Below are 21,542 nucleotides of genomic sequence, written 5' to 3'. Positions count from 1 at the left end.
AAGTGTGTGAAGCGWGCGTGAAGTCAGCGCGGAAGAACCAAGCTGACGCGCAGCCCGGGCTCCGCCGCCTCGAAAGCCAGCCAGCCGCCATGCAGCTCGGCCACGCGGCGCGCGATGGCCAGGCCCAGGCCCGAGCCCTTGACGAGGCTGCCGGGCCGGGCTGTCGAGAAGAAGCGTTTTCCCAACTGGGCAAACGCCGCCGTTGGCACGCCGGGGCCTCGGTCGCGCAGCGTCAGGCGTGCGGTCGTCGCCGTTGTGCTGACGGCCAGTTCGAGCATGGAGCCGTCCGGTGCGAAGTCGATGGCATTGATGAGCAGATTGCCCAGGGCCAGCTCCAGCAGCGCCGTGTCCACTTCGACGATCGCTTCCTCGCGCGCCGTCCAGGTGACGTTCAAGCCTTTCTGCGCCAGGCGTGACGCTTGCCGCTCAAGTTGACCTTCGGCCCAGTCAGCCAAGGTGATCCGCTGGCGCTCGCCCGGCCCGACCTGGGCCTCCAGCTGCGACAGTGCCAGCACGCGCTCCACCAGCGTCTGCAGCCGCGCGGTCTGGTCCAGCACCTGGGCGGCGAAGCGCTGGCGGTCGGCGGCGGGCAGCTCGTCCTGCAGCAGCTCGCCGCTGGCGCGCAGCGCGGCCAGCGGGCTCTTCAGTTCATGCGTCAGTGCGCGCACGTCGTGTTCGAGCTGCTCACGGCCTTCGAGGCGGCGGCGCATGTCGTCCATGGCATGGGCGAGATCGCCCAATTCACCTGGCATGGCCGGCGGCGCAATGGCCTGGCCAGCCTGGGCCTGCTGGGCATAGCGGCGCAGCCGCCGCACCGAGGCGACCAGCCACAGCGTCACCGTCACCCCGACGATGAGGCTGGCGGCCAGCAGTGCGGCGCCAGCCCAGAACACGCGGCGCTCGGCGCGGTCGATGAAGCGCTGCACGCTGGCCACCGGCTTGGCGACGCTGACGACGCCCAGCGTGCGGCCGTCCTTGAGGATGGGCGCCGCGACGACGAGGATGGTGCTGCGGTCGTCCGCGGAATAGCGCGTCGAGCGCGCGCCATAGTCGCCGCGCAGCGTCAGCGCCACGTCGCGCCACTGCGAGTAGTCCTGGCCCACGGCCGAGGGCTGGCCGGAGTCGAGCACGACGCGGCCGTGGGCGTCGGTCACATAGATGCGCAGGTCCAGGCTCTGCTTGCGCAAACCCCAGATCGGTACGTCGACCTCGCGTTTCACATAGCGCTGCAGCCGCGCGGCCAGAGGGCTGTCGGGCTTGAGGCCGTTGGCGCCCATCTCATCGGCGGCGGTCTCTGCCATCAGATGGGCGGTGTCCACCATCAGGTCTTCCATGACCTCGCGCACGCTGGGCTTGACCTCGGCCAGGAAGACTTTCAGCAGTAGCACTGCGCTGAGGCCGGCGATCAGGAAGAAGCCGAAGAAGACTCTGAGCCCCAGCCGCACGTCAGGAACTCCGAACAAAGCCACAGAGGCACAGAGACACGGAGAAGCAGGCTTGTCCTCTGTGTCTCTGTGCCTCTGTGGCTGTGTTCATGGGCGGTTGGCGGCTGCTCATGGTTCCAGTGAATAGCCCAGCCCGCGATGCGTCTTGATGGGGTCGCGCGCCGGTGCCGCCTCGCGCAGCTTGGCGCGCAGCGTCTTGATGTGGGTGTCCACGGTGCGGTCTGTGCTTTCGGCGCTGCTGCCCCAGACGGCGTCCAGCAACGCGTCGCGGCTGTGGATGCGCTGCGGGGCGCGCAGCAGATGCGTCAGCAGGCCGAGCTCCAGCTTGGTGAGGTTGAGCGGCACGCCGTCCAGGCTGACTCGCGTACCGTCGACCGTGAAGCCCAGCGTTGGCGCTGGCGCGGCCTGGGCGCGGCGCAGCAGGGCGCGCACGCGGGCGACCAGCTCGCGCGGGCTGAAAGGCTTGGCGAGGTAGTCGTCGGCGCCCAGCTCCAGGCCGAGCACGCGATCCATCTCCTCGCTGCGCGCGCTCAGCACGATGACGGGCAGGCGGGAGAGCGGGCCATTGCGCAGCTCGCGGCACAGGTCCAGGCCATGGCCGTCGGGCAGGCCGATGTCGAGGATGAGCAGCTCGGGCGCCGGTGCCGCGCGAAGGCGCTCGCGGGCCTCAGCCAGCCAGGCGCAGTGCTCGACGACGAAGCCCTCGCGCCGCAGCGCGAACGCGACGGTGTCCGCAATCGCCGGGTCGTCTTCCAGCAGCAGGATCAAGTGCGCCAACCCTTGGCCAAGCTCGCGACGAGCTGCGCAGCCGAACCCGGCGCACGGTTGACCGGCAGCGCCTGACCGGCCCAGAGGCTGATGAAGTCAGCCTGGCCGGCCCTGGCCGCCGCCTGGCGCATCGGTCGGCTGGCCGCGTTGGGCTGCGGGAAGGCGGGCAGGACGATGCCCTCCAGCTCCCGCGTGACGCGGTTGGCCACGCCGCGCGCCAGGCGGCCGGAGAAGGCGCGCGTCAGCGTCGAATCGGCGTCGCTCGCAGCCAGCAAGGCGGCGCGGTAGGGCGGCGACAGTGGGCATTCGTCGACCAGCAGAAACGCCGTGCCGACCGTCACTGCGCTGGCGCCCAGCGCCTGCGCCGCCGCAACGCCGCGTGCGTCGGCGATGCCGCCGGCAGCGATGACCGGGACATCCAGCGCGTCGACGAGCTGGGGCACCAGCGCCATCGTGCCGATCAGCGCGCCTTCCGCGCTGCCCAGGAAGCCGCCGCGGTGGCCTCCGCCTTCGTAGCCCTGGGCGATGACGGCATCCACGCCGCTGGCCTGCAGCAGCAGGCCTTCCGCCACCTGCGTGGCCGTGCCGAGCACGGTGAAGCCCTGCGCCTTCAATGCCGCCACGCGCGCCACGCCGGGGTCGCCCATGGCGAAGCTGATGACGGCGGGATGCGCGGCGATGGTGGCCTCAAGCTGGGTGTCGAAGTCCTCCTCGAAGCGTTCCGGCCGCGCCGGCGCCGGCAGGCCCAGTTCGGTGTGCCAGGCGGCCAGGCGGGCGAGGTAGGCGTCCAGTGCGCTGTCGTCGCGCAGCCAGGGCTGCGGGCAGAACAGGTTGATGCCGAAGGGCTGGCCGGTGCGCGCGCGGATGTCGGCGGCAATCTCGGTGATGCGTGCCGGCGTCAGGTAGGCCGCGCCGAGCTGGCCGAAGCCGCCGCCTGCGCTCACGGCGGCCACCAGCGCGGCGCTGGACGCCTCGCCGGCCATCGGCGCCATCCAGATGGGAGGCAGGTCAAACAGGCTCATGTGGTCACCCCACGGTTCGTGCGGCTAGCACCGGGAAAAGCTTGATGAGGCCGTCGGCCAGCAGCTCCACCGCCAGCGCGGCGAGGATGAGGCCCATCAGCCGCGTCATGATGTTGATGCCGGTCTGGCCCAGCACCTTGGCGATCTTGCTGGACGCGGAGAAGACCACGAAGGTGACGAGGGCGACGACAACGCCATAGCCGCAAAGCACGGCCAGCTCCCACCAGACGCGCGTCTTGTCGGCGTAGATGACCATGGTGGAGATGGTGGCCGGGCCGGTCAGCAGCGGGATGGCCAGCGGCACGACGGCGATGCTGGCGCCGGCGTCGGCCTTGGTGTTGCCCTCCGACACATCCTCCTTGCGCGCCTCGGCCGGCTGGGCGTTGAGCATCTGCAGCGAGCTGATCAGCAGCAGGCAGCCGCCGCCCACCTGGAAGCTGGCCAGCGAGATGCCGAAGAACTCGATGATCTTCAGCCCGAACAGCGCGCTCAGCGCGATGACGATGCCGGCCGTGCTGGCGCTGACGAGGATGGTCTTGCGCCGCTGCGTGCGCGAAAAGGCGGACGTGAAGTGGATGAAGAAGGGCACCACGCCGACCGGATTCACGATGGCCAACAGCGCGACGAGGGGCTTGTAGATGTCCATGACGGCTGATTGTGGCGGGCCCCGATGCTGTCAAGGCCGAAAAACTCAAGCCTCTGCGTGTTCGCGCAGGGTGCGCAGATAGTCCAGCCCTGCCGCGCCGCGGCAACCCCACCAGCTGAGCAGTTCGCCGTCGACCAACTGCACGCGTGCCTGCGGGCACAGCGCCTGCGCCGCGGCGATATGCGCAGCACCGAAGCGATAAGGCTCGGAGCTCAGCAGCACGCGGTCGATGTCGCGAAGCCAGGCGTCATCGCCCGCAAGCGCAGGGTAGCGGCCGGCGCCGTGCTCGCCGCCCAGCACGTCGGGCCAGGTGCGCCAGCCGACTTCAACCAGCAGCGTCGAGACATAGGTGTCGCGCGCCACCGTCATCCATGGGTCGCGCCAGATCAGGTAGAGCACGTTCTCGCCCGGCCAGACCTGCTCGCGGCAGCGGGCCAGCGCGGCTCGGAACTCGGCCGACAGCGCCGCGGCGCGTTCGTTGACGCCCGGCTGATCGGCAAAGGCAGCGCGCAACTGCTCGAACAGCGCCAGGTTGTCCTCGGGCCGGCTCGGGTGGGTCACGATGACCTCGGGCACGAACCCTCGCAGCGCTTCGGCGGTTTCCAGCCGGTTCTCGTCCACGTTGACGATGACATGGGTGGGTGCGAGCTTTCTCAGCTTGGCCAGGTTCACGTCCTTGGTGCCACCCACCTTGGCAACGGTGGCAACCACCTCGGCGGGGTGGATGCAAAAACCGGTCCGGGCCACCAAGCGATGGCCCAGCCCCAAGGCCACCAGCGTCTCCGTCGCGCTTGGCACGAGCGACGCGATTCGGGGCGCCGTCATTCCGCTTCGGTCACCGCCAGATAAACGGCACAGCAGCCGCGCAGCCAGACCAGGGTCGGCAGCACCAGGGCGATGGCGAACACGACGCCGCCGCCGATCAATGCAGCCAGGCCTAGCGCGCCGCCCTGCAGCGGCACGCCACTGGCGCCCAGGCCGCGCGGCCCCAAGCCCATGACGCCGGCCAGCAACTGGTTGGCGGGCAGCTCCACACCCGCGCCGAGGATAGCCAGGCCGGCCACCATCCGCCCGCCGCTGACGACGACGAAGCTGACGGCCGCCGTGGCCAGCGCCGTCATCAGGTAGACGGCGGCCATCAGCAGCGCCGTTTCGGGCAGGCCGTGATGCAGGCGCTCGCGCAAGAAAAACAGTACGCCGGCGCTGCGCCGCCCCGCCCACACCGCTGGCCCCGCCAGAGGTCCGACGAGAACGACCAGGACGAAGCTGATGCCGCCCAGCACCAGCACGCCAGCCGGCAGCACGACGGCCAGCAGAGGCGCGCCGACGACCGGCCAATGCGTCGCCCACAGCAGCCCGGCGAGCACCAGGGCGGCCGCGCCGGCCAGGGCCAGGCAGGCCAACAGGGCGAGCAGCACGCGATGGCCGCTGCGCAGGGCGTCCGAGAGCGCGTCCTGGGGGTCGCGCACGGGCAGGCCGCGCGCCTGGTCCATCAGCATCAGACCCGTCGCATTGACGCTGAAAAAAGCGACAGCCAAGGCCAGCCCCACCCAGAGCGCGCTCAAGAGGCCTTGATCGCGCGCCAAGGCTGACTGGGCCATGGCCAGCAGCAGGCCGGCGGCGCAAAAACCGGCCAGCAGTGCATAGAGGGCGCGCAGATTGCGCGGCGCGTCGACGCTGGCGAGCACGCGGGTGAGGGGAACGAGCAGGCTGGTTGTCATGAATTCGGGTGGGGCGGGGCGATGGTATCGATGACGGGACCGTGATGGCTCCCAGGCGCCAGGGTTTGTGCTAGCTCTGAAAAACAACACTTGCCGGAGTGGCGTTCCRCAATCTCTTTACCCCGCCACCATAATCAATTGCCTGTGTCTGGACGCCGCACCTTCGCTTGAATGGTTCACGTAGGGTTGAAGCTCCACATGGTTTTTTGGTTTTGAGTAGAGAAGGGCTTCCCCATGGGAAACAAGCTTTATGTGGGCAATCTGGCCTACAGCGTGCGTGACGAATCGCTGCAAGAATCGTTCGGTCAATTTGGTACGGTGACCTCCGCGAAGGTCATGATGGACCGCGAGACGGGCCGTTCCAAGGGTTTTGGTTTCGTCGAAATGGGTTCGGACGCTGAGGCGCAAGCAGCCATCAACGGCATGAACGGCCAGGCCCTCGAAGGCCGCGCCATCGTCGTCAACGAGGCTCGTCCTCGTGAAGAGCGTCCGGGCGGCTTCGGCGGCGGCGGTGGCCGTTCCGGCGGTGGCGGCTTCGGTGGTGGTGGCGGCTACGGCGGCGGCGGCGGCGGTGGCCGTTCCGGCGGCTACGGCGGCGGCGGTAGCAGCGGCGGTGGCGGCGGCTACGGTGGTGGTGGCGGCTACGGTGGTGGCGGCGGTGGCCGCTCCGGTGGCGGCGGCTATGGCGGCGGCGGCGGTGGCCGCTCCGGCGGTGGCGGCGGCTACGGTGGTGGCGGCGGTGGCTACGGCGGCGGTGGCCGTTCCGGCGGCTATTGATCCCACAACCTCGCAAGAGATCTGAGCAAAGCGCCCTTTCGGGCGCTTTGCCTTTTCTGGTGGAACTTCTCTAGTTCGTCCCCGCGGGGGCTGAGGCCGGACACGGTGCGTCCAGTGGACGCGCCGTGCCTGTCGAAGAGCTGCGGCGCAAGCCGAAGCGCGCTCTGCAAGACCGGCCAAGGTAGTCCTTGGACGAGGGGTTTCAGTACCCCAGCGTCGCCTTGGCGAAAACCTCGCTGGCGCGCACGGCACCTGGCTGTTCACGAGCCCGGTTCAGGCCCAGGCTGATGATGCGGCTCAGCCCGACACGGTGCTGGAACATCAACGACAGCACCCGCCCCCGGTTGTTCTGCGCAGCCAGATTCGCGCTGGCGTCGTCACGGCGGTTGAAGCGGGTCTGCTGCTGGATGAGCCGCAGGGAATCGCGCGGGCTCAGGTGCAAGACGACCAGACTCTGGGCGCTGCGGTCGGTGAAGGCGCGGTGGCCATCGGGTGCATCGACCCAGGCCAGTCCGAAGCGCTGCTCGAACTCCAGCCACAACCCGGCGGGCAGCGGCAGGCGCATCTGGGCCTGGATCTGGGCTTGCGCGCCCAGGCCCACGCGATCGGCATCGACGTCCAGGCGTCGGCCCCATTCCACCTCGGCATCCACGTAGTTCAGCAGTTCGCCCGGGTTGGACTCGATGCCGATCAGCAGCGTGCGCGTCGGGTGCAGCCGGCCGCCGCTGCGGGCGCGATGGCTGTCCAGGCCAACATGGCCCCAGACGCCGGTGTTGCGTGCGGCGGCGAACCAGAAGCCTGGCTGGAAGAGGCGGTCGACGACCTGGCCTGCCGCGACGCCGAGCAGCGGATCGGCCAGGGTGCGTGTCTCCTGAACTTTCAGCTGCACCTCGTGGTCGTGCATGTCGATGCCGKCGAACTCCCGTGGCCCCAGGCGCAGATAGCCGAAGGCCGACGCACGGCGAATGCCGCTCTGGTTGACGAAGCCGTTGTCATTGGCAAAGCGAGGGCTGATCTCCTCGACGTTGACGTTGGCCGCCCAGTCGGCATCCCGGTGGCGCCAGGCCGCCCAGGCGCGGTGGCCGCGTTCGCGGCTCACGCGCAGTACCTGGCCGTCGGCGTCCAGGCCCAGCGTCGTATCGGACAGCAGCAGATGGCCGCGCCATTGGTCGCTGTCGCCGGCACGCCAGACAGTGTCGCTGCCGATGACCTGGGTCGTCAGCCCCTTGCCAAAGTCGCGCAGCGACACCAGGCCCGCCAGGCCGAGGTCGCCAAGTTGCGTGCGGCCGCGCGCGAAGCTGGCCTGGGAGCCGCGTGGCTGCACGCCGCTGCGCGTCGCAAAGGCACCGGCGCGCAACACCGTTCCGCCGCCGGCGTCGCGCAGATTCAGGGCCGTGGCCTCGGCGCCGGCGCCGCGCCAGGTGGCGCGCAGGCCCCAGTCGGGGTCGGTGATGGCGCGCGTGTAGAAGGCCGCGAGGCTGCGGTTCTCGCCCGACTCATCGGGCTGGGTCGGGCCGACGACGTCGGCGCTCTCCAGGAAGAAGGGGCGCTTCTCGGGCACGCTGAGCGCAAAGCGCGTGTTGCCGGCGAGCTGGGGTGCGTCGAGTTCGACCTGGGAGAAATCGGGGTTGAGCGTTGCGTCCAGCACCCAGTCGGCGCGCGGTCGCCACTTGAACTCGGCGCCCAGCGAGGCCTTGCGCGTGCGGCGGGTGCCACTCTCGTCGCTGCTGTCGCGCGTCGAGCGCACTGTCAGCTCGGGCCGAAAGCCGATGAAGCTGCGTTCGCGCACCTGTTCTACCAGATCGCCCAGGCCGTCGAGCGGCTGCAGCTCGGCGATGAAGCTCAGCGCGTCCTTGTTCAGGGCCGGCGAGCTGACGTTGAGCGTGCGGTCTTCGCGGGGGATGTTGCGCGCGACCATGATGCGCCAGGGTGCGCCGCCGTCGTGCGGGAACCTGAGCGCCGCGATGGGCCAGCGCAGCTCGAGGCTGTAGCCGTCGGGCAGGCGGGTCGCGGCGGCATGGATGTCGAAGTCCGGTGCCGAGTCCTCGGTGTCCTCTTCGGCCGCGAACAGGCCGTCCTCGACGCCGCCGGCTGCACTGACTCGCACGTACTGAGCCGTGCGGCGATGGCCGACGGGGTCGATGAAGACGGAGACGAAGTCCTGGTCGGCCTTGACCTGATCGCGCCGGGCCAGCGGGGCGCGGATGCGGCTGGGTTCGGGGTCCCAGGCGCGGATGCCAAAGATGAGGGCGTCCTCGGTGACGAGAACCTGCACCGTGGTGCGCCAGCGCGCGGCCTGCTTGTCGGCGGGCAGGAACTGCGCAAAGCGTTCGTAGACGGGCGCGCGCAGCCAGGCCGCGTCATCCAGCTGCCCGTCAATGACAGGCGTGGCTTCGCCGGCTGCGAGGCGCAGGGCGGTGGGGTGTTGAAGTTCGGGGGTGTTGCCCCAGGCGGGCAGGGCCAGGGCGCAAAGGCCCAGGGCCATGCCCGAGCCGAGAAGGCGAAAAATCATGAATTTCGTCCGAGGTCGGCCGCCGAACGGGGCCGCAGGAATCAATGGGCTGGCGACGTCAGCGGTGGACGTGCAGCAGCGAGCGGGCGGCGCTGAAACGATGTTCAGCGCGCGGGCTTAGCAGGGGTGAAGCACCTTGGCCATGATGTCCTCCTCGGCTGCAACGGCAGCTCTCGGGTCGAAGGCGCGCAGTGTAGCCACGGCGCGCGGGCCGTGAACAGCCCTATTCGCTTGCCCGCTTCTTCCGCGGCCGGCTGCCCAGTGCCCGGTCGTAGAGCCAGTTGGGCAATATCCGCAGCAGCTTGGCCAGCACACCCATCTGCCACGGAATGACGCGGTAGCTGACCTGGGCGCGGATGGCGCGCACGGCCTGGTCGGCGAAGTCGTCGACCTGCATCAGGAAGGGCATGCTGTAGCGGTTGCCGCGCGTCAGCGGTGTGTCGATATAGCCCGGCAGCAGGGTGACGACGCTCACCCCGAAGGGGCGGCATTCGCCGCGCAGGCTTTCGCAGTAGGCGACGACGGCGGACTTGCTGGCGCTGTAGGCACCATGCCCCGGCAGGCCGCGGATGGCCGCGACGCTGGCGACGCCGACCAGCGTGCCCGAGCGGCGCTCGTTCATCGCGGCGACGAAGGGATGGAAGGTCGCGGCCAGGCCGACGTTGTTGGTCTCGAAGGTGCGGCGCATCACTTCGAGGTCGTCGAAGTGGGCCGTGTCCATGCCGATGCTGATGCCGGCATTGGCGATGACCACATCCGGCAGTCCTTGCGCGGCGATGCACTCGCGGCCGATGCGGGCCATGGCGTCCAGGTCGGCAACGTCCGCGCCGTAGACCTTGAAGCGGGCCGCGTCGAGCTTCTGCTCGGCCGCCCAGCGTTCGACCTCGGCGGTGCGGCGCGCGACCAGTGCGAGGCGTGCGCCGTCGCGGTAGTAGCGCAGGGCCAGGGCCTGGCCGATGCCGCTGGACGCGCCGGTGATGAAGACCAGCTCGCTCATTTCGGGGCCTTGGAGACGATTTGCCCCTGCGCCCTGCCCGTGAAGTGGACCTGGCCGGTCAGGTGACGGTACTCGAAGTTCTGCGCGTGCAGCGTCGAGCTGCCCTGGCGGATGGTGACCGGCAGGTGCGAGCGCAGGATCTCGCTGTTGGACAGGGCCTGCAGGAACTCGCCACGCACCTCGAGCTGGGCCGGCGCGTTCTCGCCGGCGCCGGGTGGCAGGCGGCGCAGGTGGACGTTGCCGAGCAGCTGCATGTCGCTGCCGTCGCCATTGCTGAGGGCGCGCTTGGCGTCGGCGATGGCCAGGCTGCCGTCCGGCCCGATGGCACGCACGCGGACCTCGTCGATCTCGACGGTGTCGGTGTCCGGGTAGTGGCGCAGTTCGGCGCCGGCGATCTGCACATGCAGCCGCCCATCGGCGCCGATGCGCTGGATCTCGAAATTGGCCATGCGGTAGTCGGGCAGATGGCGCGGTGCCGCCACCTCGCCAGGTGCATCAATCAGCGGCGTGTTCTTCACCAGCCACCAGGTTGCGCTGGCCAGCGCGGCCATCAGCAGCAGTGGCAGGTAGTTGGACAGCAGGCTCTGCAGCCGCCACAGCATGGGCCTGGGCTTCTGGCGGCGCGGCAGCGGTGCCGGCAATGCAACCGGTGTCACGAGGCCTTGCCCCCGTCCAGCGTGTCGTGATGAGTGTTGAGCAGACGCTCGTAATGGCCGGCGGCCATCAGCAGCACATCGCAATACTCGCGCGCCGCGCCGTAGCCACCGGCGGCGCGCGTGACATGGTGGGCGATGGCCAGTACCTCGGCATGAGCGCCGGGTGGCGCGCAAGCGAAGCCGGCCCGCGTCATCAGGGGCAGGTCAGGCCAGTCGTCGCCCATGACGGCGACCTCGTCCCAACTGGCGCCTAACTGGGCCAATAGGGGCTCGGCGGCGGCGAGCTTGTCGCGCGCACCGTAGACAGCGTGCTTCAGATCCAGGTCGGCGACGCGGCGGCGCACGGCCAGGCTGTCTCGGCCGGTGATGATGACCGGCGTGATGCCGACCTGCTGCAGCGACTTCAGCCCATGGCCGTCCAGCGTGTTGAAGGCCTTGAACCCTTCGCCATGCTCGCCGATGTAGATGCGGCCGTCCGTCAGCACGCCGTCGACATCGAAGATGGCCAGCTYGATGGCCAGGCCACGGCCTTGCGCCTTGACCAGGAGTTCGGGAGGGAATTTCAGTGCTGGCTTCACTTCAGATCACCTTGGCACGCATGAGGTCGTTGATGCTGATGGCACCCAGCAGGCGCTGCTCGGCATCGACGACCAGGACGACGGTGATGCGCGCGGCTTCCATCAGGTCGGCCGCGTCCACGGCAAGGGCTTCGGCGCCGACGGTGCGCGGCTTGGCATGGGCGACCTCGGCGGCGGTCAGCGCGCGCAGGTCGCGGCCCTGCTCAACCAGGCGGCGCAGGTCGCCGTCCGTAAAGATGCCAAGGACGTGATCGTCGCTGTCGACGATCACGGCCATGCCCAGGGCCTTGGCGCTCATCTCGCGCATCAGGTCGGTGAAGCCGGTGTCGGCCGCCACGCGGGGCAGGGCGTCGCCACTGCGCATCAGGTCGCGCACGTGCGTCAGCAGCTTGCGGCCCAGAGTGCCGCCGGGGTGGGAGCGGGCGAAGTCCTCTGCCTTGAAGCCGCGGGTGTCGAGCAGGGCCACGGCGAGGGCGTCGCCCAGGGCCATCTGGGCCGTGGTGCTGGCCGTGGGCGCGAGCTGCAGCGGGCAGGCCTCCTCGGTGACCGCGCTGTCGAGCACGATGTCGGCATGGGCGGCCAGGCTGGACTGCGGCCGCCCCGTCATGGCGACGATGGGAATGCCCAGGCGCTTGAGCACGGGCAGGATGGCGTTGAGCTCGTCACTCTCGCCGGAATTGGAGAGAGCCAGCACGACGTCACTGCTGGTGACCATGCCGAGGTCGCCATGGGCCGCCTCGGCGGGGTGGACGAAGAGGGCGGGCGTGCCGGTCGAGGCCAGCGTCGCGGCGATCTTGCGGCCCACGTGGCCGCTCTTGCCCATGCCCATGACGGCCACGCGGCCGCGGCAGGCCAGCATCAGCTGCACGGCGCCCGCAAAGGCGTCGCCCAGGCGGGGCGCCAGCTCGGCGAGGGCACGGGCCTCGACCTCGAGCGCCTGACGGCCGATGCGCACAGCGCGCTCGGCGGCAAAGACGGGAGAACTCATGAGGCCAGTGTAGACAAGGGCTCACGCGGGGCAACCGGCGTGGCATTCAGCCTCTTCGCGGGGCAGGTCAGAGCGCGCGTGAGACGCCAGCAAGCAGCAAGCCTGGTGGTTTCGGCGTCACCGGACAATGCCGGCCTATGCCGACCAAGCCATTAGATCGATCCGCGCGCGCCGCCTTGCCGGCCGGCRCACTGGCGCTGGCCCTGGCCCTGCTGGCGCTGCTGGCCTGGGACCTCAGCCATCTCGACCTCTGGGCGGTGCGCCTGGGCGGCGACGCCAACGGTTTCGCGTTGCGCGAGGCCTGGGTCACGCGGGTGCTGATCCACGAAGGCGGGCGGCTGGTCTCCTACCTGGCCATGGGCTTCATCGTGCTGCTCAATCTGGTGCCGCGGCTGCTGCCCGCGCTGAGCCGGCCGGAGCGGCGCTGGTGGCTGGTGACGACGCTGGTCTGCCTGGCCGTCATCTCGCTGATGAAGCGCTTCAGCCTGACGAGCTGYCCCTGGGATCTGGCCGAGTTTGGCGGTGTGGCCCATTACATCTCCCACTGGGTGCTGGGTGCGCATGACGGCGGTGGCGGGCACTGCTTCCCTTCCGGCCATGCGAGCGCGGCTTTCGCCTATCTCTGCGGCGGCTGGGCGCTGGCGCGGGCCTACCCGCGGGCTGCGCGCGCCTGGGTGCTGGCCTGTGTGTTGCTGGGCGTCGTCTATGGCGTGGGGCAGATGCTGCGCGGTGCGCATTACCCCAGCCACACGATGTGGACAGGTTGGATCTGCTGGGCGGTGACCGTGGCCGCCGCCCAGGTCCGGCCGTGGCGCTTCAAGCGCGGCGCCGCGGCCTGAGAGCGGCCAAGGCGGCCAGGCCACCGAGCAGCAACAGGGCGCTCGCCGGTTCCGGCACCGGCGTGACCGCGCCGGCGTCAAACGCGACGCTGCCGCCGGAGCCGAACAGGCCCAGCAGCACCGTCTCGTCGCCGCTGAAGACGGCCGTGGCCGAGTTGGTCTTGAGGTTGAAGCTGCCCTCCACCCAGGCGCCGAAGCCGCCTTTGTTGTCCTGGGGCCGATAGCGCAGCTTCACGGTGTCGCCCGAGGTCATGGACGCGCTGGCGAAGAGTTCGCTGCCGCCGCCGCCGCCGCTGATGTGCAGGCTGCTGCCCAGGGTGTCGCTGAAGATCATCTGGAAGAAGGAGTCGTTGCGGCCGGTGGATACCTTGACCACGTCCAGCGTGACCGTCTTGACGTGCTTGCCCGTCGCGACGGCGAGGAACCACTYGGGAATCGAGACGTCGACATGCTGGGTCCAGGCCAGGTCGGAGAAGCTGGCCTTGCCGATGCCCCCGCTGCTGACCAGGGTCAGGCCCCAGGAAAAGCTTTCGATGTCGATCCAGTCCTTGTGGTCCTTGTCGGTCGATTCACCGGGAATGCCGTCGATGTGCAGGAAATAGTCGTTGGCGGCCTGGGCGAGGCCCGCCGTGGCCAGACCGATGGCGAGCACTGCCACCCGCCAGGCCTGCTTGAAACCAGAAGCCATGTCGAATCTCCTTGCGCCCGGAATGAGCGCAGAGATGCTGGGCAAGAGCGGGGGTGCCCGCCATCCCCACGATGCAAAGGGTTTCCACAGAGTCGAGGAGGGAACGGGCGTCCTAGACTCGCCGCACAGGGACCTGTTCACATGACGGGAATCGGTGCGAGAGGGACTGCGCGGGTGTACGGCTAGGCGTCGCGCTGAAGCCCGGGTTGCATGCCCGGGCGATGCGCGCAACAACGCTGTGCGCCCGCGCAGCCCCTCTCCCGCAGGGTTGCCGCCCAACAGCCCGCGCGCGGCGTTGCGAAGCCTCGCTGGGGCCTACCCCAGCTTCGTTTCGCGCCTTGCTCGCGGGCTGTTGGGTGGCAACGCATCCGACTCCCGCCATGTGAGCAGGTCCCAACACCACGGAGGAGACACCGTGCAGCGGACCGACATCTCGGACCCGGCCTATTTCCACAAGGTCGTCGATTGCCAATGGGCCTGCCCGGCGCACACGCCGGTGCCCGAATACATCCGCCTCATCGCGCAGGGGCGGCATGACGAGGCGTATTGGGTCAACTGGGTCAGCAACGTGTTCCCAGGCGTGCTGGGTCGCACCTGCGACCGGCCCTGCGAGCCGGCTTGCCGACGCGGTCGCGTGGAGGAAAAACAGGCGGCCAAGCCCGAGCCCGTCGCCATCTGCCGATTGAAGCGCGTGGCGGCGGACAACAAGAGCGACGGGTTCCGCGCCATGATCCCCAAGCCCGCCGCGCGCAAGAACAAGCGCGTGGCCTGCGTCGGCGCTGGGCCGGCGTCGCTGGCGGTGGCGCGTGACCTGGCGCTGGAGGGTTATGCGGTCACCGTCTTCGACGGGGAAGCCAAGCCCGGCGGCTTCATCCGCACGCAGATCCCGCGCTTCAGGCTGCCGGAGCGCGTCATCGACGAGGAGTGCGGCTACATCCTCGGCCTGGGTGTCGAGTGGCGCGCCGGGCAACGCATCGAGTCGATGAAGGCATTGCTGGCCGAGGGCTGGGACGCCGTCTTCGTCGGCTGCGGCGCACCCCGCGGGCGCGACCTGCCCTTGCCAGGGCGCCAGGAGGCCACCGAGCAGATCCACATCGGCATCGATTGGCTGGCCAGCGTGTCGTTTGGCCATGTCACCAGCGTCGCGCCGCGTGTCATCGTGCTGGGCGGTGGCAATACGGCCATGGACTGCTGCCGCTCGGCACGGCGCCTGGGCGCCTCGTCGGTCACGGTGACCGTGCGCAGCGGCTATGCGCAGATGAAGGCCTCGCCCTGGGAGAAGGAGGACGCCGAGCATGAAGGCATCCCCATCCTCGATTTCCATGTGCCGCTGGCCTTCGAGCATGTCGGCGGCAAGTTGACCGGCATGCGCTTCAAGAAGGCGCAGACAGGCGAGGAGATCGTGCTGCCCTGCGACGAGGTGCTGATCGCCGTCGGCCAGGAGAACAGCTTCCCGTGGATCGAGCGCGACTCGGGCATCGCCTTCGACGAGCACGGGCTGCCGGTGCTGAACGCGCAGACCTTCCAGTCTTCGCTGCCCCATGTCTTCTTCGGCGGCGACGCGGCCTTCGGCCCGAAGAACATCATCACCGCCGTCGCTCACGGCCATGAGGCGGCCGTCAGCATCGACCGCCTGCTGCACGGCGAGCCGGTCACACAGCGCCCGCCGCCGCACGTCAACCTCGTGTCCCAGAAGATGGGTATTCACGAGTGGAGCTACGACAACGCGATCACCAACGACTTGCGCAGCAAGGTGCCCTGGACGGCTGCCAACATCGCGCTGGCCAGCATCAAGGTCGAGGTGGAGCTGGGCTTCGACGCCGCCACGGCCTTCAAGGAGGCCCAGCGCTGCCTGAACTGCGACGTGCAGACGGTGTTCGCGCCAAAGCTCTGCATCGAGTGCGACGCCTGCGTGGACATCTGCCCGATGGACTGCATCACCTTCACCGACAACGGCGATGACCTGCGCGAGCGGCTCAAGGCACCGGCGCTGAACCTGATGCAGGACGTCTATGTCGAGGGCGGTCTCAAGACTGGCCGCGTGATGGCCAAGGACGAGGACGTCTGCCTGCACTGCGGCCTGTGCGCCGAACGCTGTCCGACGGGAGCCTGGGACATGCAGAAGTTCCTGCTGGTCACCGCCAAGGCCGGCGCGGCCTGCCGTGACACCGCGACACGCAAGGAGGTGGTATGACGACGACCCCCACGCGCGCTTCGCGCACTGCCCCCCGAGGGGGCTCGGCCTCCCTAGGGGCGGCCCGTCGGGAGGCCGCATGAGCCGCATCGAAGCCGTCAACGACTTCGTCGTCAAGTTCGCCAACGTCAACGGCTCTGGCTCGGCTTCGGCCAACGAGTTGTTTGCGCGCGCCATCCTGCGCATGGGCGTGCCGGTCAGCCCGCGCAACATCTTCCCGAGCAATATCCAGGGCCTGCCGACCTGGTACGAGGTGCGCGTCTGCGAGGCCGGCTGGCTGGGCCGGCGCGGCGGCGTGGACCTGATGGTGGCCATGAACCCGCAGACCTGGGCCCAGGACCTGGCCGAGATCCAGCCTGGCGGCTATCTGTTCTACGACAGCACCAAGCCCATGCCGGCCAGCGCCTTCCGGCCCGACATCCACGTCATCGGCATGCCGGCCACGGCCATCTGCAACGCGACCTACGACGTGCCGCGCGAACGCACGCTGTTCAAGAACATCCTCGTGCTCGGCGCCTTGAGCGAGCTGATGGGCATCGAAGCCGCTGTCATCGAGAAGCTGTTTGCGGAGCAGTACAAGGGCAAGGAGAGGCTGCTGGACTCCAATGTGCGCGCCCTGCACGCGGGAGCTGAGTTCGCGCGCGACCATCTGTCGGTGCAACCTTTCGGGCTCAAGGTCAAGACGGCCGATGCGGTCGGCGACAAGATCTTCATTGAGGGCAATGCGGCGACAGCCCTGGGCTGCGTCTACGGCGGCGCCACCGTTTGCGCCTGGTACCCGATCACGCCGTCGTCCTCGGCCGCCGAAGCCTTCGAGAAATACGCAACCAAGTTCCGCACCGACCCCGAGACCGGCGAAAAGCGCTACGCCATCGTGCAGGCCGAAGATGAAATCGCCTCCATCGGCATCATCACCGGCGCCGGCTGGAACGGCGCGCGCGCCTTCACCTGCACGTCCGGCCCTGGCGTGTCGCTGATGACCGAGTTCCTCGGCCTGGCCTATTTCGCCGAGATCCCGTTTGTCGTCATCGACGTGCAACGCGGCGGCCCCAGCACCGGCATGCCCACGCGCACCCAGCAGGCCGACCTGCTCTCCAGCGCCTACGCCTCGCACGGCGACACCCAGCATGTGCTGCTGCTGCCCGAGGACCCGCGCGAGTGCTTCGAGTTCGCGGCCGATGCGCTGGACCTGGCCGAGCGCCTGCAGACGCCCGTCTTCTTGATGAGCGACCTGGACATCGGCATGAACCAGCGCTTGTGCGCGCCGCTCGAATGGAACGACGAGCGTCGCTACGACCGCGGCAAGGTCATGACGGCCGAGCAGCTGGACGCCGGCAAGGAGTTTGCGCGCTACAAGGACGTCGACGGCGACGGCATCCCCTGGCGCACCCTGCCCGGCACGCACGCCAGCAAGGGCGCCTACTTCACGCGCGGCACGACGAGGAACGAGCAGGCCCTCTACTCCGAGCGCGGTGACGACTACATCCGCAACGTCGAGCGCCTGCGCGCCAAGTTCGCCACCGCCGCGTTGCTGGCTCCTCAGCCGCTGGTGCGTTCCGCCGCGCAGAAGACCAGCGTCGGCGTTCTCTATTTCGGCTCCACTTCGCCAGCCATGGATGAGGCGCTGGTGACGCTGGCCGAGGCTGGCATCCATATCGACGCGATGAGGTTGCGTGCCTACCCCTTCCCGCCGTCGGTGGCCGAGTTCATCGCCGCGCATGGCGCCGTCTTCGTCGTCGAGCAGAACCGCGATGCGCAGATGCGCCGCATGCTGGTCAACGAGCTGGAGGTGGCGCCGGCTCACCTCACGCCGGTGCTGCACTACGACGGCACGCCGATCACGGCCCGCTTCATCATCGACGCGATCACGCGTCATGTGCATGCGCTGGCCACGGCGCCGAGGAGTGCCGCATGACCTATCTTGCGAAGCCCAAGCTGCACCATCCCAGCCTGACCAAGAACGCGGTCGGCTACACGCGCCGCGACTACGAAGGCAAGGTCTCGACGCTGTGCGCCGGCTGCGGCCACGACTCCATCTCCGGCGCCATCGTGCAGGCCTGCTGGCAGCTCGACATCGAGCCGCACCGCGTCGCCAAGCTCAGCGGCATCGGCTGCTCAAGCAAGACGCCCGACTACTTCCTCGGTGCCAGCCACGGCTTCAACACCGTGCATGGGCGCATGCCCAGCGTGCTGACCGGCGCCTACCTCGCCAACCGCGAGCTGCTGTATCTGGGCGTCTCCGGTGACGGCGACTCGGCCTCCATCGGCCTGGGCCAGTTCGCGCACGCCATGCGGCGCGGCGTGCGCATGGTCTACATCGTCGAGAACAATGGCGTCTATGGCCTCACCAAGGGCCAGTTCAGCGCCACGGCCGATAAAGGCTCGGTCGCCAAGAAGGGCGCAACCAACAACGACACCGCCATCGACCTCGCGGCCCTCGCGTTGCAGCTCGGCGCCACCTTCGTCGCGCGCAGCTTCTCGGGCGACAAGACCCAGCTCGTGCCCCTCATTGAAGGCGCCATGCGCCACGGCGGCGCGGCCTTCATCGACGTCATCAGCCCCTGCGTGGCCTTCAACAACCACGCCGGCTCGACGCGCAGTTATGACCATGTCCGCGACCACAACGAGGCGCTGAACCGCATCGACTTCATCGACCTGGCCGAAGAGCAGGTCGTCGAGCACTCGCCCGACGTCATTGACGTACCCCAGGCCGATGGCAGCACGCTGCGGTTGCGCAAGATGGCGCCCGACTACGACCCGACCGACCGCCTCAACGCCATGAGCGCGATGCAACTGCGCGCGGCGGCTGGCGAGATCGCCACCGGCCTGCTCTATGTCGACCCGGCGGCCAAGGATTGGCATGCGGCCCAGCGCACGGCGGCCGGCGCATTGAACAGTCTTGGTGAAAAAGCACTCTGCCCGGGCTCGGTCGCGTTGGCAAAGATCAATGCCGGGCTGAGATGATCCGGGGCCATGCGCCCACACCAACTGACCCTCCTCGCCGCGGTTCTCGTCCTAACCGCCTGCGCCAGCTCCAACCAGGACAAGGTCGCCAACGCCGCGACCACGCCGTTGTCCGACCTCAACGTCGTGCGCGCCGAGATTCCCGACGTACTCAAGGCGGCCGCTGCCGCGCCCTATGCAATGCCGGCCGATACGAGCTGCGGTGGCCTGGCCGCCGGCATCCGTGCGCTGGACGAAGTCCTCGGCCCCGATCTGGATGCGCCTCACACCAGTGGCAATCCCGGCCTGCTGGATCGGGGCGGAGATGCCGCCACCGGTGCGCTGCAGCGCACGGCCGAAGGCGTCATCCCTTTTCGCGGCTGGGTGCGCAAGCTCAGCGGCGCCGAGCGCTACGCGCATCAAGTCAGCGCGGCCATCACGGCCGGCGGCGTCAGGCGTGGCTATCTTCGTGGGCTTTCGGCCGCCAAGGCCTGCACGGCGAAGCCGGCTTGAGCGCCTAGCGCTCCATCTTCACGGGCGCCATGTCGCGGATGTAGAAGACGCCGTCCCATTGCGCACCCAGGCCAATGCCGGTGCCCAGAGGGATGCTGTAGCCGAACTCCATGCCGCGCGTCGGCAGGCCGATCTTGAGCTTCTTCGGCGCATTGAGGAAGGCGAAGCCGGCCGGATCACTGGCCAGGGCGGACTCGAGGCTGCGCGGATAGGCCGGCGGGATTGCCTGCACCTCGCCCGAGGCGAACTCCATGAAGCGCCCCTGCAGCGCGGTGGTGTTCAGCACGTAGTAGTCGCGGCCCAGCTTCTGGCCGAGGATGTCGCCGGCATAGCGATGGCTGTCGTCGAACTTCACGCCGCGCGCCACGTGGATGGTGTGGGCCCAGATGACGGCCTTGCGGCCCGGGTAGACGTGCTGCAGCTGCCACAGCACGTTGTCGGCCATCTCGTGGTCGCGCAAGTATTCGCCGTGCCAGAAGTTGGCCGCCTGGGCCTGCAATCCGGCCAGGCTGCGGCACAGCAACTCGTCGCCGCCGGGCTTGCACAGCGCGGCCTTCAGACGCGTGGCCACCGCGTCGAAGGTCTTCGCGTCGTTGCTTGATGGTGGCGTGCGGTCCATCTGCATCAGCTTGTCGGCGAGGCGTTCGAACACCGGCCAGTCGCTGGCATCGCCTTGCAGCCTGGCGCGCAGTCGTGGCGACAGCTCGCTGCGGCTTAGAGCCCCGCTGAGCTGGCTGTCGATGCCAGACAGCAGCATGGGCTTGGGACCGGCCTGCGCCTCGTCCAGATAGCGCAGCAGCGTGCGGCCGGCGTCGCTCTTGGAGTACATGTAGAAGACATTGCCCGGCGCCAGCGCATCGAGCTGCTCACCGCGCTGCATGGCCTGCTGCAGCAGCGCCACGTCGAAGACGCCGCTCTCCAGCAGCAGCACGTCGAAGCCTTTCTGCTCATGCAGATAGCGCACCAGCCGCGTCTTGAGCTCGAACTCCTGGCGGCCGCCATGCGTCTGCTCACCCAGGGCCACGACGCGGGCATGGCCGATGGCGTCGCCAAAGGCCTGCAGCTGCGCATCGGTCAGCTCTGCCGGTGAGTTCGCGGCCATGGGTTTCATCCGGGCGCGCACCCAGTCCATCGAGCCGTCTTCGGCCGCCCGGGCACTCGTCACCATCATCGTCAGCGCGGCCAGCGCCAGCCATTTCCTGCTCATCGCCACTCCTTCTGTGGCGGGCAGGATAGCCACTCGCAACTGGTATCTGGCTCCTCAGGACAGGCCCAAGCTGGGCTCCTGGTCGGCCTCGTCCACGGGCCGCGCTGGTATGGTCGCCAGCGCCAGCTCGGCGCTGTTCAGCGCCCCTTCGATGAAGCCCTGGTAGTCCGAATAGGCCTCGCCGACGATGTGCAAGTTGCGCGCGCCGCTGCCGAAATCGAAGGCCTTGAAGGCGTCCATGACCTTCCACGAGCGCACGCCCGGCTGCCATCCGTGGTTGGCCGCGCCGTAGGGCGCGCGGGCCCAGTCGCGGATGCCATACGTGATGATGCTGTTGCGGATGTACTGGCTGGTCTCGGCCAGGCTCAGGTCGCCAAAGACGCGCCGTGCGTTGTCGGTCAACTTCAAGGCCGACTCGGCATTCGCATCCGCCGCCCGCTTCACGTCGCGGGCCACGAAGAGGGTGAAGGCATCGACGATGCGCGCGTTCTGGTCCACTTCGGCGCGGTCGTGGCGGTCGCCGTCGATGACGTAGTGGCGCCAGAACTCGGTGGACGGGCGGTCCATGTAGAGCAGCACCATGCCGTGGCCGTCGGCGTCGGCCTCGGGGGCGCGGCGGAAGTAGTGGATCTCGCGCGTCGGCATGCAGTTGGCGTATTGCTGCGGCGYCTGGCCGTAGCTCCACCACGGCGTGTTGCAGACGAAGAAGACCTTCAGCATCGGGAAGCCATTGACGCAGTCCAGCTGCGAGGCGATGTGCTCGGGCAGGTGGCGCGTCAGCTTGAGCAGCGGCAGCCGCGGCAGCGCGAGGATCAGCCGCTCGGCACGCAGCGTGAGAGCGCCGTTCTGCGTCGCCACGTCCAGGGCCAGCGTCGGCTTGCCCAGCTCCACGGGGCGCACGCCCATCAGCTTGTGGCCGCCCGCCAGCGTCACGTTGGCATGGCCGCGCAGCCGCGTGAGCAGCCCTTCGGTCAACTTGGCAGAGCCGCCCTCGATGCTGGCGAGCTGCTGGCCCACGGTCTTGAGCGCGCGCAGCCACCAGATGATC

At 68.9% G+C, this 21,542-nt stretch carries 20 protein-coding genes; 6 read left to right on the top strand and 14 right to left on the bottom strand.

Annotation, left to right across the window (positions count from 1 at the left end):
* Window positions 1-23: 23 nt before the first annotated feature.
* The 6 genes from creC to AC1DU6_RS02245 all read right to left on the bottom strand — a co-directional run bounded on the left by creC (window position 24) and on the right by AC1DU6_RS02245 (window position 5,602).
* Complete coding sequence (gene creC / locus AC1DU6_RS02270) at window positions 24-1,445, bottom strand: two-component system sensor histidine kinase CreC (RefSeq protein WP_477855976.1); 1,422 nt, start codon at window positions 1,443-1,445, stop codon at window positions 24-26.
* Window positions 1,446-1,553: 108 nt separating this feature from the next.
* Window positions 1,554-2,222 carry a two-component system response regulator CreB gene (gene creB / locus AC1DU6_RS02265; RefSeq protein WP_056191863.1) on the bottom strand — a complete coding sequence of 223 codons (669 nt, stop codon included), beginning with the start codon at window positions 2,220-2,222 and terminating at the stop codon, window positions 1,554-1,556.
* A complete protein-coding gene (locus tag AC1DU6_RS02260) occupies window positions 2,210-3,235 on the bottom strand; it encodes a nitronate monooxygenase (RefSeq protein ID WP_457319938.1) in 1,026 nt (341 codons plus the stop codon). The genes creB and AC1DU6_RS02260 overlap by 13 nt, the downstream gene beginning before the upstream one ends.
* Before the next feature lie 4 nt (window positions 3,236-3,239).
* Window positions 3,240-3,881, bottom strand: a complete 642-nt coding sequence (locus AC1DU6_RS02255; protein WP_056191866.1) for a MarC family protein — start codon at window positions 3,879-3,881, stop codon at window positions 3,240-3,242.
* Between the two features lie 45 nt (window positions 3,882-3,926).
* Window positions 3,927-4,706 carry a helical backbone metal receptor gene (locus AC1DU6_RS02250; protein WP_457319940.1) on the bottom strand — a complete coding sequence of 260 codons (780 nt, stop codon included), beginning with the start codon at window positions 4,704-4,706 and terminating at the stop codon, window positions 3,927-3,929.
* The gene (locus AC1DU6_RS02245; RefSeq protein ID WP_457319941.1) at window positions 4,703-5,602 is read right to left on the bottom strand and encodes a hypothetical protein; all 900 of its coding nucleotides are present in this window, start codon (window positions 5,600-5,602) and stop codon (window positions 4,703-4,705) included. Before AC1DU6_RS02245 ends, AC1DU6_RS02250 begins: the two co-directional genes overlap by 4 nt.
* Before the next feature lie 234 nt (window positions 5,603-5,836).
* Between AC1DU6_RS02245 and AC1DU6_RS02240 the strand changes: the two genes are divergently transcribed.
* A complete protein-coding gene (locus AC1DU6_RS02240; RefSeq protein ID WP_457319942.1) occupies window positions 5,837-6,379 on the top strand; it encodes an RNA recognition motif domain-containing protein in 543 nt (180 codons plus the stop codon).
* A gap of 202 nt (window positions 6,380-6,581) precedes the next feature.
* Here the strand turns inward: AC1DU6_RS02240 and AC1DU6_RS02235 are convergent, their stop codons facing one another.
* From AC1DU6_RS02235 to AC1DU6_RS02215, 5 genes are all read right to left on the bottom strand, one after another.
* Window positions 6,582-8,891: a DUF5916 domain-containing protein gene (locus tag AC1DU6_RS02235; RefSeq protein WP_477855975.1), complete on the bottom strand. Its 2,310-nt coding sequence runs from the start codon at window positions 8,889-8,891 to the stop codon at window positions 6,582-6,584.
* Window positions 8,892-9,114: 223 nt separating this feature from the next.
* Window positions 9,115-9,888, bottom strand: coding sequence for an SDR family oxidoreductase (locus tag AC1DU6_RS02230; RefSeq protein ID WP_457319946.1), 774 nt, complete (start codon window positions 9,886-9,888; stop codon window positions 9,115-9,117).
* Window positions 9,885-10,490, bottom strand: coding sequence for an LPS export ABC transporter periplasmic protein LptC (gene lptC / locus AC1DU6_RS02225; RefSeq protein WP_056192618.1), 606 nt, complete (start codon window positions 10,488-10,490; stop codon window positions 9,885-9,887). The genes AC1DU6_RS02230 and lptC overlap by 4 nt, the downstream gene beginning before the upstream one ends.
* 50 nt (window positions 10,491-10,540) lie before the next feature.
* On the bottom strand, window positions 10,541-11,122 hold the full coding sequence (locus AC1DU6_RS02220) for a KdsC family phosphatase (protein WP_477855974.1): 582 nt from the start codon (window positions 11,120-11,122) through the stop codon (window positions 10,541-10,543).
* A 1-nt stretch (window position 11,123) separates the two neighbouring features.
* Window positions 11,124-12,110: a KpsF/GutQ family sugar-phosphate isomerase gene (locus AC1DU6_RS02215; RefSeq protein WP_457389672.1), complete on the bottom strand. Its 987-nt coding sequence runs from the start codon at window positions 12,108-12,110 to the stop codon at window positions 11,124-11,126.
* 176 nt (window positions 12,111-12,286) lie between these two features.
* Between AC1DU6_RS02215 and AC1DU6_RS02210 the strand changes: the two genes are divergently transcribed.
* On the top strand, window positions 12,287-12,949 hold the full coding sequence (locus AC1DU6_RS02210) for a phosphatase PAP2 family protein (RefSeq protein ID WP_477855973.1): 663 nt from the start codon (window positions 12,287-12,289) through the stop codon (window positions 12,947-12,949).
* On the opposite strand, the gene AC1DU6_RS02205 is transcribed toward AC1DU6_RS02210, so the two are convergent.
* On the bottom strand, window positions 12,927-13,637 hold the full coding sequence (locus tag AC1DU6_RS02205; RefSeq protein ID WP_477855972.1) for an Hcp family type VI secretion system effector: 711 nt from the start codon (window positions 13,635-13,637) through the stop codon (window positions 12,927-12,929). The two genes, AC1DU6_RS02210 and AC1DU6_RS02205, sit on opposite strands and share 23 nt — an antisense overlap.
* Before the next feature lie 415 nt (window positions 13,638-14,052).
* Between AC1DU6_RS02205 and AC1DU6_RS02200 the strand changes: the two genes are divergently transcribed.
* From AC1DU6_RS02200 to AC1DU6_RS02185, 4 genes are all read left to right on the top strand, one after another.
* Complete coding sequence (locus tag AC1DU6_RS02200) at window positions 14,053-15,831, top strand: FAD-dependent oxidoreductase (protein WP_457324082.1); 1,779 nt, start codon at window positions 14,053-14,055, stop codon at window positions 15,829-15,831.
* 79 nt (window positions 15,832-15,910) lie between these two features.
* Complete coding sequence (locus AC1DU6_RS02195; protein WP_457324083.1) at window positions 15,911-17,746, top strand: 2-oxoacid:acceptor oxidoreductase subunit alpha; 1,836 nt, start codon at window positions 15,911-15,913, stop codon at window positions 17,744-17,746.
* Window positions 17,743-18,795, top strand: coding sequence for a 2-oxoacid:ferredoxin oxidoreductase subunit beta (locus tag AC1DU6_RS02190; RefSeq protein WP_457324084.1), 1,053 nt, complete (start codon window positions 17,743-17,745; stop codon window positions 18,793-18,795). The genes AC1DU6_RS02195 and AC1DU6_RS02190 overlap by 4 nt, the downstream gene beginning before the upstream one ends.
* Before the next feature lie 9 nt (window positions 18,796-18,804).
* Window positions 18,805-19,287: a hypothetical protein gene (locus tag AC1DU6_RS02185; RefSeq protein WP_457324085.1), complete on the top strand. Its 483-nt coding sequence runs from the start codon at window positions 18,805-18,807 to the stop codon at window positions 19,285-19,287.
* A gap of 4 nt (window positions 19,288-19,291) precedes the next feature.
* Here AC1DU6_RS02185 and AC1DU6_RS02180 read toward each other — a convergent pair whose 3' ends face one another.
* Both AC1DU6_RS02180 and AC1DU6_RS02175 read right to left on the bottom strand, forming a co-directional pair.
* The gene (locus AC1DU6_RS02180; RefSeq protein WP_457324086.1) at window positions 19,292-20,494 is read right to left on the bottom strand and encodes an erythromycin esterase family protein; all 1,203 of its coding nucleotides are present in this window, start codon (window positions 20,492-20,494) and stop codon (window positions 19,292-19,294) included.
* Window positions 20,495-20,548: 54 nt separating this feature from the next.
* Window positions 20,549-21,542 (bottom strand): FAD-dependent oxidoreductase (locus AC1DU6_RS02175; protein ID WP_477855971.1); only part of this gene is annotated, 994 nt, incomplete at its 5' end.

The sequence above is a fragment of the Roseateles sp. P5_B10 genome, from assembly GCF_056400485.1.
Note: the sequence above shows the minus strand (reverse complement) of the source record. Positions and strands in the feature narration are given on the sequence as shown.